At 64.1% G+C, this 16781-nt stretch carries 13 protein-coding genes; 5 read left to right on the top strand and 8 right to left on the bottom strand.

Annotated elements, in window-relative coordinates:
• Positions 1–13: 13 nt before the first annotated feature.
• The 5 genes from N005_RS20880 to N005_RS20860 form a co-directional block, all read right to left on the bottom strand.
• Positions 14–1078 (bottom strand): 2,3-butanediol dehydrogenase, encoded by a 1065-nt coding sequence (locus N005_RS20880; protein WP_230167274.1) that lies wholly within the window; start codon positions 1076–1078, stop codon positions 14–16.
• A gap of 81 nt (positions 1079–1159) precedes the next feature.
• Positions 1160–2272 (bottom strand): acetoin dehydrogenase dihydrolipoyllysine-residue acetyltransferase subunit, encoded by a 1113-nt coding sequence (locus N005_RS20875; RefSeq protein ID WP_047702925.1) that lies wholly within the window; start codon positions 2270–2272, stop codon positions 1160–1162.
• Positions 2272–3288: an alpha-ketoacid dehydrogenase subunit beta gene (locus N005_RS20870; RefSeq protein ID WP_047702924.1), complete on the bottom strand. Its 1017-nt coding sequence runs from the start codon at positions 3286–3288 to the stop codon at positions 2272–2274. The genes N005_RS20875 and N005_RS20870 overlap by 1 nt, the downstream gene beginning before the upstream one ends.
• Before the next feature lie 35 nt (positions 3289–3323).
• A complete protein-coding gene (locus N005_RS20865; RefSeq protein WP_047702923.1) occupies positions 3324–4301 on the bottom strand; it encodes a thiamine pyrophosphate-dependent dehydrogenase E1 component subunit alpha in 978 nt (325 codons plus the stop codon).
• 2 nt (positions 4302–4303) lie between these two features.
• Entirely contained in the window at positions 4304–5386 is a 1083-nt protein-coding gene (locus N005_RS20860) for an ATP-NAD kinase family protein (RefSeq protein WP_047702922.1), read from the bottom strand.
• A gap of 345 nt (positions 5387–5731) precedes the next feature.
• Here N005_RS20860 and N005_RS20855 point away from each other — a divergent pair, with 345 nt between their 5' ends.
• Positions 5732–7612, top strand: a complete 1881-nt coding sequence (locus N005_RS20855; RefSeq protein WP_047702921.1) for a sigma-54-dependent Fis family transcriptional regulator — start codon at positions 5732–5734, stop codon at positions 7610–7612.
• A 10-nt stretch (positions 7613–7622) separates the two neighbouring features.
• Here the strand turns inward: N005_RS20855 and N005_RS20850 are convergent, their stop codons facing one another.
• From N005_RS20850 to N005_RS20840, 3 genes are all read right to left on the bottom strand, one after another.
• Complete coding sequence (locus N005_RS20850; protein ID WP_047704072.1) at positions 7623–7940, bottom strand: hypothetical protein; 318 nt, start codon at positions 7938–7940, stop codon at positions 7623–7625.
• Between the two features lie 118 nt (positions 7941–8058).
• Positions 8059–9270 carry a cytochrome c biogenesis protein DipZ gene (locus N005_RS20845; RefSeq protein WP_047702920.1) on the bottom strand — a complete coding sequence of 404 codons (1212 nt, stop codon included), beginning with the start codon at positions 9268–9270 and terminating at the stop codon, positions 8059–8061.
• Between the two features lie 97 nt (positions 9271–9367).
• Positions 9368–9631 (bottom strand): DUF2790 domain-containing protein, encoded by a 264-nt coding sequence (locus N005_RS20840; protein ID WP_047702919.1) that lies wholly within the window; start codon positions 9629–9631, stop codon positions 9368–9370.
• Positions 9632–9862: 231 nt separating this feature from the next.
• Here N005_RS20840 and N005_RS20835 point away from each other — a divergent pair, with 231 nt between their 5' ends.
• The 4 genes from N005_RS20835 to N005_RS20820 all read left to right on the top strand — a co-directional run bounded on the left by N005_RS20835 (position 9863) and on the right by N005_RS20820 (position 16777).
• Positions 9863–10603: a response regulator gene (locus tag N005_RS20835; RefSeq protein ID WP_047702918.1), complete on the top strand. Its 741-nt coding sequence runs from the start codon at positions 9863–9865 to the stop codon at positions 10601–10603.
• The gene (locus N005_RS20830; protein WP_047702917.1) at positions 10600–11922 is read left to right on the top strand and encodes an ATP-binding protein; all 1323 of its coding nucleotides are present in this window, start codon (positions 10600–10602) and stop codon (positions 11920–11922) included. The genes N005_RS20835 and N005_RS20830 overlap by 4 nt, the downstream gene beginning before the upstream one ends.
• 340 nt (positions 11923–12262) lie before the next feature.
• Entirely contained in the window at positions 12263–14062 is a 1800-nt protein-coding gene (locus tag N005_RS20825) for a thiamine pyrophosphate-requiring protein (protein ID WP_047702916.1), read from the top strand.
• Between the two features lie 141 nt (positions 14063–14203).
• Positions 14204–16777 carry a bifunctional diguanylate cyclase/phosphodiesterase gene (locus N005_RS20820; protein ID WP_047702915.1) on the top strand — a complete coding sequence of 858 codons (2574 nt, stop codon included), beginning with the start codon at positions 14204–14206 and terminating at the stop codon, positions 16775–16777.
• Positions 16778–16781 lie beyond the last annotated feature (4 nt).

The following is a 16781-nucleotide window of genomic DNA, read 5'->3' as shown; positions in this document are numbered from 1 at the left end:
ACATCGGGAAAAGTCAGCGCCGGGCTGGTGACACGATGATCTTCACGTTGTGCTCCTTGTTGTTGACCAGTTCCTCGAAGCCCTGCCCGACAATCTGTTCCAGCTGGATGCGCCCGGTCACCAGTGGCGAGATGTCCAGGCGGCCATCGGCGATGAACGCGATGACGTCGGCAAACTCGCCGTTGTAGGCCAGCGCGCCGAGCACCTGTTTCTCGGTGGATACCAGCTCGAAGAAATTGAATTCGCTCGGCTCCTCGAAAATCCCCACCAATACGCATTTGCCGGCCTTGCGGATCAGGTCGATGGCGAACTTGGCGGTGTGCTTGTTGCCGATGCATTCGAAGCTGACATCGGCGCCCAGCCCTCCGGTCAGGCGGCGCACTTCAGCCAGCGCATCGCACTGGTTGGGATCGATGACATGGGTGGCGCCGACCTCCAGGGCCTTGGCCTTGCGCGCCCCGGACATTTCCAGGGCAATCACCTGGGCCGCCCCGGCGGCCTTGGCACACATGATGGTGCACAGGCCGATGGTCCCGGCGCCCACCACCACGACGTTCTGGCCCAGCAAGCTGCCGGCCTTCTTCACCGCGTGCATGCCCACCGCCAACGGCTCGATCAGCGCGCCGGCCTCGGCAGGAAAACCGGCGGGCAACTTATAGAGCAAGTTGGCCGGCACATTGACCAGTTCCGCGAACGCGCCGTTGTTCATCAAGCCGGTGAACGCCAGGTTCTCGCAGATGTTGTAGAGCCCATGGGTGCAGTAGTAGCAGGTGCCGCAGTGCTGGCAGGCATCCGCCGCCACCGGCTCGCCAACACTAAAGCCCTCTACCCCGGCCCCCAGTTCGACGATTTCCCCGCAGAACTCGTGGCCGAGGATGCATTGGCCCTTGATACCGGTCAGCGGGTGCGGCGCGTCCACCGGGATGAACACCGGCCCGGCCACGTATTCATGCAGGTCGGAACCGCAGATGCCGCACCACTGCACGCGGATCTGCACCCAGCCGGCGGGCGGCGAAACGGGCAACGGTACGTCTTCGACGCGGATATCGTTACGGCCATGCCAGACGGCGGCGCGCATGCTGCGGGTAGGCTTGATTGAAGCGTTCATAGCGTTTCTCCAGGATGCTGGGGGGCGACGACTCGCGCGCCGCCCGTTCGATCAGTGCTGTTCAATGAACTCAAGGATCAATCGATTGACCTGCTCGGCCGCTTCCATCTGCACCATGTGGCCCTGGCCGGCGAGCACCTCGTCCCGGGCGTCCAGCCCTTCGCCGTGGGTCGCCGGGATGATCGCGTCGTCGCTGCCCCAGACCACCAGGGTCGGCACGTAACCCGCCTGCACCACTTCGCGCAAGTCCACCTGTTGGCGACCCTCGGCGAACAAGGTCGCCGACAGCTGTTTCAACGCTGCCTCCACACCCTCCAGACGCTTGTACTTGAGCATGTCGTCAAGCATCTGCCGGTTGACCAGCTCGGCATTGGAGAACAACTGCACCAATTGCGGCTTGAGGGCGTTGCGGTTGGAGGCCTCGACAAAGCCTTGCAGGTAGCCGCCGTTGATCTCAGGGCCGAGGCCGGCGCTGCCGATCAGCGTCAGGGAGCGCACCCGCTGGGGCATCAAGCGTGCGCTGTTCAGCGACACGGCGCCGCCCATGGAATGCCCCACCAGGTGCGCGACGCTGATGTCCAGGTGATCGAGCAAGGCCAGCACCGCGCCGCTCAGCTCGTCCAGGTCGCCCCGCTGCAGGGTCTTGCCGGACTCGCCATGGCCCGGCAGGTCCAGGGCGATCACCCGGCGGCCGGCCGCCAGGGCCTCGTGGTTGAACAGCCAATTGTTCAGATCCCCGCCAAAACCGTGGACCAACACCAAGGGCACGCCGCCTTCGCCGCGTTCAAAGTAGCGGATCACCCGGCCGTCCAGCTCGACCTTCTGCGGTTTCGCCCCGGTGTCTTCATCGCCGCTGTCGCCCGGCACGAAACTGGACTGGAACTGCTCGATGACCGCATCGATCTCGGCGTCGCTGGCCTCGCCGTCGACGACGATGCCCAGCAAGGCGCCGACCGCCAGGGTCTCGTCCTGCCGCGCGATCTGCCGACGCAACACGCCGGAGAACGGCGCTTCGACGCTGCTGGAGATCTTGTCGGTCTCCACGTCCAGCACGTCGTCGCCCTTGGTAATGGCCTGGCCCTCCTCCTTGAGCCAGGCATCGACCCGGCCTTCAGTCATCGACAGACCCCACTTGGGCATGGTCAGGGTATGAATCTGGCTCATCAGCGCTTGCTCCACTCGATCACGTTGAGCACGGCTTGTTCGATCTTCGCCGCGTCAGGGATGTACAGGTCTTCCAGGGAATCGGAGAACGGCACCGGCGTGTGCGGCGCGGTGACCATCTCGATCGGCGCCTTGAGCGCGCCGAAGGCTTTCTGCGCCACCAGCGCCGAGACATCGGTGGCCATGGAGCAGCGTGGGTTGGCCTCATCGATGACCACCAGGCGCCCGGTCTTCTCCACGCTTTCGAGGATGCTGTCCTCGTCCATCGGACTGGTGGTGCGCAGGTCGATGACCTCGCAATCGATACCGCGCCCGGCCAGGCTGCGCGCCGCGTCCATGGCGGTGTTGACCATGCGGCCGTAGGACACCAGGGTCACGTCCTTGCCGTCGCGCAGGAAGTTGGCCTCGCCGAACGGGATGGTGTAGAGCTCTTCGGGCACCTCGCCCTGCATGCCATAGAGCAGTTTGTGCTCGCAGAAGATCACCGGATCGTTGTCGCGGATCGCCTGGATCAACAAACCCTTGGCATCGTAGGGCGACGACGGGCACACCACCTTCAGCCCGGGGATGTGCGTCCACAAGGACGTGAGCATCTGCGAGTGCTGGGCCGCGGCGCGCAGGCCGGCGCCGACCATGGTGCGAATCACCAACGGCGTGGCAGCCTTGCCCCCGAACATGTAGCGAAACTTCGCCGCCTGGTTGAGGATCTGGTCGAGGCAACAGCCGGCGAAGTCGACGAACATCAGTTCGCACACCGGGCGCACGCCACAGGTCGCGGCCCCAACCGCCGCGCCGACGTAACCGATTTCCGACAGGGGTGTGTCAAGCACACGACCAGGAAACTGGTCGTAGAGGCCCTTGGTGACGCCAAGCACACCGCCCCAGGCGTCGTTCTCACCGGGCGCGCCGGCGCCACCGGCCACGTCCTCACCCATGATGAACACGCTGGTATCGCGGCGCATTTCCTGGGCCAGGGCTTCATTGATTGCCTGCTGATAGCTGATTTTTCTCGCCATGATGGAATTCTCTGTTCTTGTTTTATGAAGGGCGTTCAGGGGTAGGAGACGTAGACGTCAGTGAGCAGGTCCGCCGCCGCAGGCTTGGGATCGGACTTGGCCTTGCGCACCGCGTTTTCGATCAGCAGCTCCACCTCCCGGTCGACCTGGTCCAGTTGCTCGGCCGAAAGCAACCCGGCCCGGGTGGTGCGCTCGCGGAACTGCATCAGGCAGTCCTGGTTTTCCCGGAAGTGCTTGACCTCATCCGGTGCCCGATATGTCTGCGCATCGCCCTCGAAATGGCCGTAATAGCGAGTCAGCTTGACCTCGATCAGCGATGGCCCTTCCCCGGCCCGGGCGCGCTCGATGGCCGCCCCGGCGGCCTCGTGGACGGCGAAGAAGTCAAAACCGTCCACCGTCACCCCCGGCATGCCGAACCCGGCGGCGCGGTCGGCGATGTGATCGCACGCCACCGACCAATTGGAGGCGGTGGCCTCGGCGTAGCCGTTGTTCTCGGCGATGAACAGGCACGGCAGGTTCCACACCGAAGCCATGTTCATGGCCTCGAATACCGCGCCTTCGTTGGAGCCGCCGTCGCCGAAGAACACCACCGCGACGCTGTCGGTGCCCTTGAGCCGGGCCGCCAGCGCGGCGCCGACCACCAACGGCGCACCGGCGCCGACAATGCCGTTGGCGCCGAGCATGCCCTTCTCGAAATCGGCGATGTGCATGGAACCGCCCTTGCCTTGGCAGACCCCGGTTTTCTTGCCGTAGATCTCGGCCATCATTCCGTAGACATCCACGCCTTTGGCGATGCAATGGCCGTGGCCACGGTGGTTGGAGGCAATGCAGTCGTCATCGCCCAGGTGGGCCATGACCCCGGCGGCCGAGGCCTCCTCGCCGGCATACAAGTGGACGAAACCGGGAATCTCGCCGGTGGCGAATTCCACGTGCAGGCGCTCTTCGAACGCGCGGATGGTGCGCATCACCTGGTAGGCGTGCAGCAGTTGATCGTGGGTGAGCGGTGTCGACATTTTTATTCTCCAGGAGTGTCTTGAAGGCTGATTTGCAGGTTCAGGGGGTGTTGCGGATGTTCGCGGCCGATGCCCAGCAGGCGCTGTTGCGCGGCGTAGGCCAGCACCGCGTCGACATCGATGCTCAGCGGGCCGCCGGCATCGAGGGTGACCGTGGGACGGTCCTGCGGGTTGAATTCGATTTCCCGTTCGCCATCCAGGGCCAACGTGCCGCTGGACAGCGCCAGCGGGTGGGCCGCGCCTGGCTCCAGGCGACCGGCCGCGAGCACGCCGCAGCCCTGCAACAGGCCTGGGGCCAGCGGTACCAGCAGTGCTTCGGGCGATTGCGGGTCCAGGCGCATCCAGGCCCCACCCGGCTCCTGCCGCGTCACCGGCAGCCACAAGCCACACAACGCGGAAAGGCCGATGGATTGCGGCTCGGCAAAGGTCACGAAGACTTCGGCCAGGTCCGCCGCCCGGCTTATGGCTCGGGCGCCGACAAAGCGCAGCGGCGACACGGCGATGTCCACCAGGGCGATTTCCCGCAGGCCGCGCCGGGCCTCGCACACCAGCAAGCGCTTGTTGCGCCGCAAGCCGATCGGCCCCGGAATCCGGCCGCTGGCGTACAACCCGCCGGCAAGCCCTGCCGTGGTGGCCTCGCGCAGCTCGGGAAAGGCGTTGTTGGTACCGGTGGACAGGGTCAGCAACGGGATATCGCCCACTTCGGCGGCCACGGCCTTGTGGGTGCCGTCGCCGCCAAGCACGGCGATCAGCGCCACCTCGCGCTCGGCCATCAGGCGCGCGGCCCTGCGGGTGTCTTCGACGGTCTGGCGCAAGGTCAGGTCGAGAAACTCCAAGGCCGGCCAATGACTGTCGCGGGCCTGGCGGCTGTGGCTGTTCTTCAGCACGGCGGCGGCGATGCCGGTCATGTCGGTGGGCATCAGCACCTGTTCGATGCCGGTGGCGCCGAAGGCCGCCAGCAAGCGCTGGATCACCGAGACCTTGTCGGTGCTGGAAAACAGCCCGGCGTTGGCGGTCAGGCGCCGCACGTCGCGTCCCGAGGCTGGGTTGGCGATGATGCCTACCGTCAGGGGGCGGCGACTCATGGCGCCACCGCGGACGTAACGGGCAAATGACCAGGGCAGGAAGACATGGCGTACCTCGTTTCTTATTATTGGAAGGCCCGTCGTGCGGGCAGAGGGCATAGAGCAAGGACGGTGCCAGTTGCGGGAGAATCCCGGCAAACGCCCGGAACAGAGCCTTCACAGCGAGATAAACGACGAACCGGGACAAGGCGCTGTGAGACGCCACATGTCAGCCTGCACGAGCCATCGGCGAGACCGTGAGACGTGGCGTCTCACGCCCGCGACCCATTCCGCCAGGCTTGTCTGGGCCCGGCGAACGGCGCTTAATGGGCGCACAACGATAAGAAGCTGAACCGGAGGCCAGTCATGCTTTCCGCTCACTCCCGGGCCCATGTGGATTGCGTCAGCCGCGTCGTGAAGAACGCGGACCAGTTGCCGCAGCTGCCCGTCCCGAACCTGATCCTCGACTCCTGGCGTCGGTCCATGGAGCAACATCACCTCGACCCCGGCTCGCTGCAGGGCCCGCGTATCCTCTCCGAGGACGTACTCAAGCAATGCCGCGAGCGCTCCGAACTGTTCCTCAATATCGCCAGCGAAGAAGTGGCGCGCCTCCATGGCCGGGTACGGGATGCCGACTACTGTGTGCTGCTGACCGATGCCCAGGGCCAGACCATCGACTACCGTGTCGAAACCGCCATTCGCAATGACTGCCGCAAGGCCGGGCTTTACCTGGGCACCTGCTGGTCGGAGGGCGAGGAAGGCACGTGCGGCGTGGCGGCGGTGCTCACGGCCAAGGCGCCGGTGACGGTGCACAAGCGCGATCACTTCCGCGCCGCGTTCATTGGCCTGACCTGCTCCGCCGCACCGGTCTTCGACCCCCAGGGGGAACTGCTCGGGGTGCTGGATGTGTCGGCGGTTCGCTCACCGGATGAGCGCCGCTCGCAGCACCTGATCCGCCAGATGGTGGTGCAGAGCGCCCGGGAAATCGAACAGGCATTCTTCATGAGCAGTGCCCAGGGCTATTGGGTGCTGCGGGCCCATCGCAACGCCGGCTACGTCGACAGCCAGCCTGACTATCTGTTCGCCTGGGACGACGATGGCTGCCTGCAAGCCCTGAACCCCGCCGCACGCCAGTACCTGCTGCAGCAGTACGGCCAGTTGCCGCAGCACATCAGCCAGGTCTTCGATCAGCATTGGTTGCATCGTGCCCGGGACGAGAGCCTTTACCCCTTCAGCCGCCAGGGTAGCGAGCCGTCCCTGCACGGCCGCTTGAGCGCGCCACGGCAGCGGGCGCAACCGCGTACGCGGGTGGCGATGGCGCCGGTCGACGTCGATCCACGCCTGGCCGACAGCCTGCGCCTGGCGGTGCGGGTCAAGGATCGCAACCTGCCGGTGTTGATCCAGGGCGAAACCGGCTCAGGCAAAGAGGTGTTCGCCCGCCAGTTGCACCAGGCCAGTCAGCGTCGCGAGCGCCCTTTCGTCGCGCTGAACTGCGCCGCGATTCCTGAAAGCCTGATCGAGAGCGAGTTGTTCGGCTACGTGGCCGGGGCGTTTACCGGCGCCTCGACCAAGGGCATGCAGGGCCTGTTGCAACAGGCCGACGGCGGCACGCTGTTCCTGGACGAAATCGGTGACATGCCGCTGGCCTTGCAGACCCGCCTCTTGCGGGTGCTGGCAGAGGGCGAAGTGGCGCCTCTCGGTGCGTCACGCCGCAAAGCCGTGGACATCCAGGTGATCTGCGCCACCCACCGCGACCTGGAGGCCCTGGTCAGCGCCGGCGAGTTTCGCGAGGACCTGTATTTCCGCCTGGGCGGCGCCCGCTTCCAACTGCCGCCGCTGCGCGAACGCAGTGACCGGCTGACGCTGATCAACCGCATCCTCGAAGAAGAGTCGGCCCGCTGCGGCGGCGCCGTGCAATTGAGCAGCGCGGCCCTGGAATGCCTGCTCGGCTATCACTGGCCGGGCAATGTCCGCCAGTTGCGCCATGTGCTGCGCTACGCCTGTGCGGTATGCGAGAGCCGGGTGATCCAGCGCGCTCACCTGCCCGAGTCGTTGCACGGCTCGCCCGTCGCTGCCCTTGCCCCTGAGCCGAGCGCCAGCCCGGAACGCCAGGCACTGCTCGATGCGCTGGTGCGCCATCGCTGGAAACCCACCGCCGCCGCCCGGGCCCTGGGCATTTCCCGGGCCACCCTGTACCGACGGGTGCACCAGCATGGCATTGACATGCCTGGCAGAAGCCCGGCGTGAACGCGACTGACTAGCGGCGCGCCAACTCGTGACGCACGCATTGCTCGTAGTAGGTCTGCTTGACTGCGGCGGGCTTGAGGCGGGAGGCGCTGTCGTAGGTCTGCTCGGTGATGCCCAGGGCGGTCATGCGCATCCACGGCCGGGGAAACTTGCGCACTTGCAGCTTTTTTCGGGCGCCATAAAGGGAGACACCGGCGAGTTTTGAAGCTTGCGCGCCTGCCGCGATGTCCGCCCCCCAGCGGCATATGGACTGCTGGTTTTGCGTCAGCGCCCGGGCCTGGGTGTCGAGCGAGACGCTGGCCAGGAGAGTTGTCGCTACGACCCACATGGCCGCGCCCCACATAGAAAATCGCATAGGTTTGTCGTCCAACTTTCTGAAATAAAAGAAGTTTGACAACCTTCAAACGAACGAGGGGCCAGTACTCGACTGGCCCTTCGCCACAGCTTTACTGGCTCGCCTTGGCCTCCTGCAGCAACTGTTGGATCACCTGCTCCTGCTCGCCGTAGCGACCTTCACCGAAGTGGCTGTAGCGCACCTGCCCCTTGGCATCGATGAAATAGTGCGCCGGCCAGTACTGGTTGTTGAAGGCGCGCCAGATCGCGTACTGGTTGTCGATGGCCACCGGGTAGTTGATGTCCAGCTTGCGAACCTGCTGGCGCACGTTGTCGATGATCTTCTCGTAGCCGTATTCCGGGGTGTGCACGCCGATCACCACCAGACCGTCCTTCTCATACTTCTTGGCCCAGTCGTTCACATAGGGCAGCGTGTGCTGGCAGTTGATGCAGTCGTAGGTCCAGAAATCCACCAGCACCACCTTGCCCTTCAGCGATTCGCTGCTCAGCGGCGGCGAGTTCAACCATTGCACCGCACCGTCCAGGGAAGGCATGGCGCCCTGGGACTCGAGATTCGGCATCGGGTTGGCGCTGGCCTTGCTGACCACGTAGTCGATGGCCTGGGGGACCTTTTCCAGCACGCTCTGCTCCAGGCTCGCGGCCCCTTGGGAAGAGGTACTGGCCAGCAGTCGATCATCGGCGCCAGTAGCAATGGCCACGGCGGCCAGCAACACCACCACACCGCTGCCACGGCGCAACCAGGCGGTCACCGGCAGCGAGAGCTTCAGCCGTGCGGCCAAGCCACGTCCGGCGAAGATCAAAGTTCCCAGGGACAAGGCACTGCCCAGGCCGTAGGCCAGCAGCAACAGGCTGGTTCCGGCGCTGGCGCCCTGCAGCATGGCGCCGGTCAGGATCACTCCGAGTATCGGCCCGGCACAGGGCGCCCAGAGCAACCCGGTGGCAACGCCGATCAACACCGAGGCCAACGGCCCACCCAGTCGCCCGGCGCCCGCATCGACGCGATTGCCCAGGCTGACCAATGGTCGCGCCAACCAGATGCCAACCCGACTGAAGATCAGCGACAAGGCGAACAGTACCATCACGCCCAGGGCGACCTGCCGACCCACGCTGCTGGCACGCAGTACCCAGTCGCTGCTGACCACCGCCAGGCTCGATACCAGGGCGAAGGTCAGGACCATGCCACCGAGCGTCAGCAGCATCGAACCGGCGGTACGATTGGCCCGGGCGAACAGAAACGGCACCACGGGAAGAATACAAGGGCTGAGGATCGTCAGGATCCCGCCGAGAAAAGCGATCAGAAGCATGGCATCACCTCATGGTCAGTCAGTCAGGCCGGACCAGACTTAACGATAAATATTTATTTAAAACAATCATTTACATAACACTATTAATGTTTAACTTTCAGTTCTCGTTGTTGCAGTTGTCAGCCAACTTGCGATAGTCCAGCGCCTGGCGATGCCCGGCCGAATCCAGATAAGTCATGTGGGCATTGACCACGCCGCAGGCAGGACCGCTGTCTTCGGACACCGAGAGCACTTTCTGGATGTCCAGGTGGCTGCCGTAGGCATAGGTCTGCGTCTGGACGTTGCTTTCGGCCCGGGCCGACAGAGTGCAGATGTTCAGCGCGGCGAACAGGCAGGCGGCGTAGATGGCTTTGGTGTTCATGGCGGTGTCCTCGATTCATTCAATGGGTGTGTTTGCTGTCGAGGCCGGGTGTGTTGCCTCGTTGGATGCCATTGAATGCCGCTGAGGTATCGCGCCTGTATCGAACCAGGGGCTTTTTGCATCGCTGTGTATCCGCCGGGCGCCAGATACACTGCAATACAAACCGTCGCGAGCCGGGCCCGCCGGCCCCTGTATTCTGATCACAACGAAACGCCAAGAGGGCTGGACACCATGGATCATGTCGATCACGTGCTGATAGTGGATGACGATCGCGAAATCAGAGAACTGGTGGGCAACTACCTGAAGAAGAACGGCTTGCGCACCACCGTCGTCGCCGATGGCCGGCAGATGCGCGCCTTCCTGGAAACCACGCCGGTGGACCTGATCGTGCTGGACCTGATGATGCCGGGCGATGACGGCCTGGTCCTGTGCCGGGAACTGCGCGCCGGCAAGCACAAGAACACGCCGGTGCTGATGCTCACCGCTCGCAACGACGAAACCGACCGCATCATCGGCCTGGAAATGGGCGCCGACGATTATCTGGTCAAACCCTTCGCCGCCCGTGAGCTACTGGCCCGGATCAACGCGGTGTTGCGCCGCACCCGCATGCTGCCACCCAACCTGGTGGTCACCGAAAGCGGCCGTCTGCTAGCGTTCGGTCGCTGGCGCCTGGACACCACGGCGCGACACCTGCTGGACAGCGACGGCACCATGGTTGCCCTGAGCGGCGCGGAATACCGGTTGTTGCGGGTGTTCCTCGACCATCCGCAGCGGGTGCTCAACCGCGACCAACTGCTGAACCTGACCCAGGGCCGGGATGCGGATCTGTTCGACCGCTCCATCGACCTGCTGGTCAGCCGCCTGCGCCAGCGTCTGCTGGATGACGCCCGCGAGCCGGCCTACATCAAGACTGTGCGCAGCGAAGGCTATGTCTTCTCCTTGCCGGTGGAAATCCTCGAGGCTGCGACATGAGTCTGCCGCTACGGTGGCCGCGCACCCTCGCCTCGCGGCTGTCGCTGATTTTCCTGATCGGCCTGATCCTGGCCCAGGGGCTGTCGTTCGGCGTCCAGTACTACGAACGCTATCAGACCGCCAAGTCCACCATGCTCGGCAACCTGGAAACCGATGTCTCGACCTCCGTCGCCATCCTGGATCGCCTGCCCGCCACCGAACGCCCGGACTGGCTGCCCAAGCTCACCCGGCGCAACTACGGTTACCTGCTGAATGAAGGACAACCCGGCCAGCCGATAGCCCGTGACGACGCGCCGATCTCGGTGAGTTCGATCGAAGATGCCATCGGCGAGGCCTATCCCCTGACCTTTATCGACATTCCGGGACCGCAGAAGCATTACCAGGCGCACCTGCGCCTGAGCGACGGCAGTCCGCTGACCATCGACGTCCGTCCAGCCATGATGCCCCTCTCCCCCTGGCTGCCGGCGGTATTGCTGGGGCAGTTGGCGTTGCTGATCGGCTGCACCTGGCTTGCCGTGCGCATCGCCGTCGGCCCGCTGACCCGGCTGGCCCAGGCCGTGGAAACCCTCGACCCGAACGCCCACAGCGTGCGCCTGGATGAACAGGGCCCGACCGAGGTGGTGCATGCCGCCAAGGCGTTCAATGCCATGCAGGACCGTATCGCCGCGTATTTGAAGGAGCGCATGCAGTTGCTGGCGGCGATCTCCCACGATCTGCAGACCCCCATCACCCGCATGAAGCTGCGGGCGGAGTTCATGGACGAGGGCATCGAGAAGGACAAACTCTGGAGCGACCTGGGTGAAATGGAACACCTGGTGCGCGAAGGCGTGGCCTACGCCCGCAGCATCCACGGCGCCACCGAGGCCAGCTGCCGCATCAGCCTGGATGCATTCCTCGACAGCCTGGTGTTCGATTACCAGGACACCGGGCAGGATGTGCAACTGTCCGGAAAGAACGCCGCCGTCATCGACACCCGGCCCCATGCCTTGCGCCGGGTGCTGGTGAACCTGGTGGACAACGCGCTGAAGTTCGGTGGCGCGGCGCGCATCGAGGTGCAGGCCGAGAACGATGGCCAACTGGCGATCCAGGTCCTGGACCACGGGCCCGGCATCAACGAGCAGGAACTGGCCGAAGTGCTCAAGCCGTTCTACCGGGTGGAAAGCTCTCGCAACCGTGAAACCGGTGGGACCGGACTGGGACTGGCCATCGCCCAGCAATTGGCGACGGCCATGGGCGGCTCGCTGACCTTGAGCAACCGCGAAGGCGGCGGCCTCTGCGCCGAACTGCGTCTGCCCCGCGACACCTCGCCCGGCCGTTGACTCCAGGCTGACCGGCCAACCGCAATCGCGAGCAGGCTCGCTCCCACAAGGGACTTGTAGTGTCACTATTTTTTGTGACGACCCCCGAAACCTGTGGGAGCGAGCCTGCTCGCGATTGCGCTGGGTCAGCTTGCATCAATATCGGATCTGCAGCCGTCATCGCGAGCAAGCTCGCTCCCACAGGTTTCGGCGGTGTCTCGGATACCCTGAGCGCCAACCGTCCATTGCCCCACCCTCAAAAAATCGAAACCTTGGAAGACTTGCGTCGGTCCAGTCCTGTGTAGCCATCCAACGCTGCACGCCGCCCAAAGCGGCTGCGGCCCAGCAATGAGGGACAGACATGAGCATGACCGTCGGTGATTTTCTGGTGGAACGCCTTTATGAATGGGGCGTTCGCTGTATTTATGGCTATCCGGGCGATGGCATCAATGGCGTTTTCGGCGCCTTGAACCGTGCCAATGGAAAGATCCGCTTCATCCAGGCACGCCATGAGGAAATGGCCGCGTTCATGGCCTGTGCCCACGCCAAGTTCACCGGCGAGCTGGGGGTGTGCATCGCCACCTCGGGGCCGGGTGCATCGCACTTGGTGACGGGCCTCTACGACGCCCGGATGGATCACATGCCGGTGCTCGCCATCAGCGGCCAGCAGGCCCGCGCCGCCCTCGGCGGGCATTATCAGCAGGAGCTGGATCTGGTCAGCCTGTTCAAGGATGTGGCGGGGGCGTTCGTCCAGCAGGCCAGCACACCGTCCCAGGTGCGCCATCTGCTCGACCGCGCCGTCCGCACCGCCGTGGGCGAGCGACGTGTCACCGCGCTGATCCTGCCCAATGACCTGCAGGAAATGGAATACACCCCGCCGCCGCGCAAGCACGGCACCGTTCACTCCGGCGTCGGCTACCGTAAACCCAGGGTCGTACCCTACGAAGAAGATCTGCGCCAGGCCGCCGAGGTCCTCAACGCCGGCAAGAAAGTCGCCATCCTCGTGGGCGCCGGTGCGCTGCAGGCGACCGACGAAGTGATCGCCATCGCCGAAAAACTCGGGGCCGGCGTGGCCAAGGCGCTGCTGGGCAAAGCCGCGGTGCCGGATGACCTGCCCTGGGTCACCGGTTCCATCGGCCTGCTGGGCACCGAACCCAGCGATAACCTGATGGCCGGCTGCGACACGCTGTTGATGATCGGCTCCGGTTTCCCCTATGCCGAGTTCCTTCCGCCCGAAGGCCAGGCCCGCGGGGTACAGATCGATATTCAACCGGACATGCTCAGCCTGCGTTACCCCATGGAGGTCAACCTGCAAGGCGACTGCGCCGACACCCTGCGCGCCCTCCTGCCGCTGATCGAGGAAAGGACCGACCGCGCCTGGCGCAAGAAAATCGAGCACTGGCGAGCAGACTGGGACAAGACCCTGGAAAAACGCGCCTTGGTCTCGGCCAAGCCGATCAATCCGCAACGAGTCACGTTCGAGCTGTCACCCCGCTTGCCGGATCACGCCATCATCACCTGCGACTCGGGCTCCTGCGCCAACTGGTTTGCCCGGGATATCCAGATCCGTCGCGGCATGATGTGTTCGTTGTCGGGTGGCCTGGCGTCCATGGGCGCCGCGGTGCCCTATGCGATTGCAGCGAAATTCTGTCATCCCCAGCGGCCGGTCATCGCCCTGGTCGGTGACGGCGCGATGCAAATGAACAACATGGCCGAGTTGATCACCGTCGCCAAATACTGGCGCACCTGGGCCAATGGCACCTGGATCTGCGCGGTGTTCAACAACCAGGATTTGAACCAGGTGACCTGGGAACAACGCGTGATGGAGGGCGACCCGAAATTCGAGGCGTCCCAGGACATACCGGACGTGCCCTATCACCTTTTCGCCGAGTCCATTGGTCTGAAGGGCATCCTCGTCGAGCAGGAAGATCAGGTCGCTGCGGCCTGGGAGGAAGCGCTGGCGGCCGAACGCCCGGTCCTGATCGAATTCCGGACCGACCCCGACGTGCCGCCCCTGCCGCCCCATATCAAACTGGAACAAGCGAAAAAGTTCGCCTCGACCCTGCTCCAGGGGGACCCGAACGAGCGCGGCATCGTGGTGGAAACCGCCAAACAGGTCCTGGGGGCCTTGTTGCCGGGCCATCGCAAGGATAAAGAATAGGCGTTACTGACAGTCATCGAGCGTAAGCATCGATACCTGACCGACTTATCAAGTTATCGGATGTCAGGCCAGTTAAGTTAATGGCCTGGCAGCCGATACAGGAGCGTGCGGGATATTTCGCGTTTAGCTGATGACTTGTTTATGACCGAAGATGCAGGCAACGACTCCACCGAGCTTTCCCCGGGCAAGCCAACCCGAAGTTTCACCCGTCGCACCTTCCCGGCCATCATGCTCCTGCTGTTTGTCATGTCCGCGCTGGCGATTGCCGTTTTGCTCAACATCACCGGGGCCCAGGACAAGCGTGCCCGGGAACAGAGTCTGTTTTTTGCCCAACGGGCCATCGACGGCATCCGCACGGGTATCGGTCGCGACCTGAGCGACTATTCCAAATGGAGCGACGCTTACCGCCACCTGCATGTAAAGGTGGATAAAGCCTGGGCCTACGACCAGGAAAATGTCGGCAGCAGCGTTTATTCGCTCTACGGTTACCAGGCCGTGTTCGTCATTTCCCCCAAGGGCAAAACCGTTTACTCGGTGATCAACGGCGAAATGAGCGACGCCGATGCCAGCACCTGGCTGACGGGAGACCTGCAAGGCCTGGGAAAGACCGCCCGTACAGCGGAAAACCGTGACGAAGTCATCGTCAAGTTGCTGCATCACGACGGCGCACCCGCGTTCGTCGCCGCGTCGGCCATCACCACCGGCACCGACAACAGCGTGCGCGAGATCCCGGGACCGGCCAGCCTGATGCTGTTCGTGAAAGTCCTCGACCCGGCTTCGCTGGAGAATCTGGCCCGGGACTTTGCGCTTCCCGATGCCTACATCGCTCATAAGCCGGGCCCGGACGGAACGGCCGAATTGTCGCTTGGCGACAACATCCACGAGGCCCTGGCCTGGCGACCGCCGACCCCGGGCAACGATCTGCGCAAGGTACTCCTGCCCTTGCTGGTCCTGGCGCTGCTGATCCTGGGGATCCTGGCCCTCGCCGTGTTGCGGCATGCCCTGATGATGCTTCGGGCCCAGGAACACCAGTACGACAGCCTGTTGGCCCATCGCAAGGCGCTGGAGCGTAGCGAAGAACGCTTCCGCGACATCGCTGAGGTGTCCTCCGACTGGCTGTGGGAAGTCGACTCGGCCGGGACATTGACCTACCTGTCGGAACGCTTCGAGCAAGTGACCGGATTCAGTCCCTCCGAGTGGCTGGGCAAGCCCCTGCATCGGCTGCTACATCCCCACGGCGGGTCGATTTCCATTGCCCAGTGGTTGCTCGGCGGCGCCAACAACACGTCCTCGAATTCGCTGCTGTGCGAATACACCGCCCGCAATCAACGCATCCGCACCTGCAAAATCTCGGTCCGGGCCATCGACGCCGGCGCCCTGGGGTTCCGCGGCACCGCCACCGATATCACCGATGAGTTGCGGGCATTGGCGCAGATCAAGCACCTCTCCCTGCACGATCCGCTGACCGGGCTGGCCAACCGCAACCGGCTGTTCGATTGCCTCAGTGAACACCTGGACCCGACCAACGGCGGGTCGTTGGTGGTGCTGAACCTGGACATGGACCGCTTCAAGCCGGTCAATGACTCCCTGGGCCATGCGGTGGGCGACAAAGTACTGAAGGAAGTGGCCCATATCCTTCAACAGAACGTGCGTGAGTCCGACCTGGTGGCTCGTCTGGGCGGCGACGAATTTGTCATTGTCATGCCCGAACCAGGCAGTGCCCACGATCTCGATCAACTCTGTGGACGCCTGATCGATTGCATGCAGCGCCCCATGCATCTGGACGGCAACACCCTGTACCTGGGTGTGAGTATTGGCGTGGCTTGGGCGCAACCCGGTGACAGCCGCGCCGATGAGCTGTTGCGCCAGGCAGACATCGCCTTGTATGCGGCCAAGGCAGCCGGTCGCAACACCTGGCGCGTCTACGTGGAAGCCATGGGCAACGTGGCCCGGGATCGCCGGCGCTATGAACAGCAGCTGCGCGACGCCATGCACCGGGACCAGCTGGAACTGCGTTATCTGCCACGTTTCGATGTCGACGCCGAGCAGTTGTACGGCTTTGAAGCCCAGGCGTTCTGGCACCATCCCGAGAAGGGTGAACTGGGTGGCTCCGACTTCATTCCGGTTGCCGAAGCGTCAGGCCAGTTGGAGGAATTGGGGACATGGATGTTGATCAACGTCTGTGAGGAAGCGGCAAGCTGGCCAACGCCCGTCAACGTCTCCATCGCGGTGTCGCCGAAATGGTTCGGCAGCAGCTTCTTGCTCAACCAGGTACAGACGTCCCTCGAGACGAGCAACCTGGCCCCCCATCGACTGATCCTGGAAGTGGCCGAGGGCATTCTGCTGGTCGACCACAAGACCGTCGCCAGCACCCTGCATGCCCTCAAGGATCTGGGGGTGCGGATCAACATCGACAAGTTCGGCACCAACATCGCCTCCCTGCGCGAAGTCCTGAACCAACCGTTCGACGGCATCCGCTTCGACCGCAATATCCTTTCGCAGCTGGGCCTGGAGCACGATCAGGAAGGCGTCCTGGCAATGATCCGCCTGAGCCGCAGCGTGGGACTGATGGTCACCGCCGAAGGCATCGAAAACGCCCGGCAATTCAGGCAACTGCGCAACGTCGCCTGCGACCATGTCCAGGGCCCCTACTTCGGCTCGGCACTGGCCCGCTCGGAAATGGCCTCGTTCTTCACCACACCTCGGTGGCTATGAGGCA

This window comes from Pseudomonas mediterranea CFBP 5447, from assembly GCF_000774145.1.
Classification (GTDB): Bacteria; Pseudomonadota; Gammaproteobacteria; order Pseudomonadales; family Pseudomonadaceae; genus Aquipseudomonas; species Aquipseudomonas mediterranea.
Note: the sequence above shows the minus strand (reverse complement) of the source record. Positions and strands in the feature narration are given on the sequence as shown.

Excerpts from the sequence above, each read along its gene's own strand:
- N005_RS20875 (WP_047702925.1), bottom strand. The coding sequence starts at position 2,272 with ATGAGCCAGATTCATACCCTGACCATGCCCAAGTGGGGTCTGTCGATG.
- N005_RS20840 (WP_047702919.1), bottom strand. The coding sequence starts at position 9,631 with ATGAACACCAAAGCCATCTACGCCGCCTGCCTGTTCGCCGCGCTGAAC.
- N005_RS20825 (WP_047702916.1), top strand. The coding sequence starts at position 12,263 with ATGAGCATGACCGTCGGTGATTTTCTGGTGGAACGCCTTTATGAATGG.
- N005_RS20850 (WP_047704072.1), bottom strand. The coding sequence starts at position 7,940 with ATGTGGGTCGTAGCGACAACTCTCCTGGCCAGCGTCTCGCTCGACACC.
- N005_RS20865 (WP_047702923.1), bottom strand. The coding sequence starts at position 4,301 with ATGTCGACACCGCTCACCCACGATCAACTGCTGCACGCCTACCAGGTG.
- N005_RS20830 (WP_047702917.1), top strand. The coding sequence starts at position 10,600 with ATGAGTCTGCCGCTACGGTGGCCGCGCACCCTCGCCTCGCGGCTGTCG.
- N005_RS20845 (WP_047702920.1), bottom strand. The coding sequence starts at position 9,270 with ATGCTTCTGATCGCTTTTCTCGGCGGGATCCTGACGATCCTCAGCCCT.
- N005_RS20870 (WP_047702924.1), bottom strand. The coding sequence starts at position 3,288 with ATGGCGAGAAAAATCAGCTATCAGCAGGCAATCAATGAAGCCCTGGCC.
- N005_RS20860 (WP_047702922.1), bottom strand. The coding sequence starts at position 5,386 with ATGAGTCGCCGCCCCCTGACGGTAGGCATCATCGCCAACCCAGCCTCG.
- N005_RS20855 (WP_047702921.1), top strand. The coding sequence starts at position 5,732 with ATGCTTTCCGCTCACTCCCGGGCCCATGTGGATTGCGTCAGCCGCGTC.
- N005_RS20880 (WP_230167274.1), bottom strand. The coding sequence starts at position 1,078 with ATGCGCGCCGCCGTCTGGCATGGCCGTAACGATATCCGCGTCGAAGAC.
- N005_RS20820 (WP_047702915.1), top strand. The coding sequence starts at position 14,204 with ATGACCGAAGATGCAGGCAACGACTCCACCGAGCTTTCCCCGGGCAAG.
- N005_RS20835 (WP_047702918.1), top strand. The coding sequence starts at position 9,863 with ATGGATCATGTCGATCACGTGCTGATAGTGGATGACGATCGCGAAATC.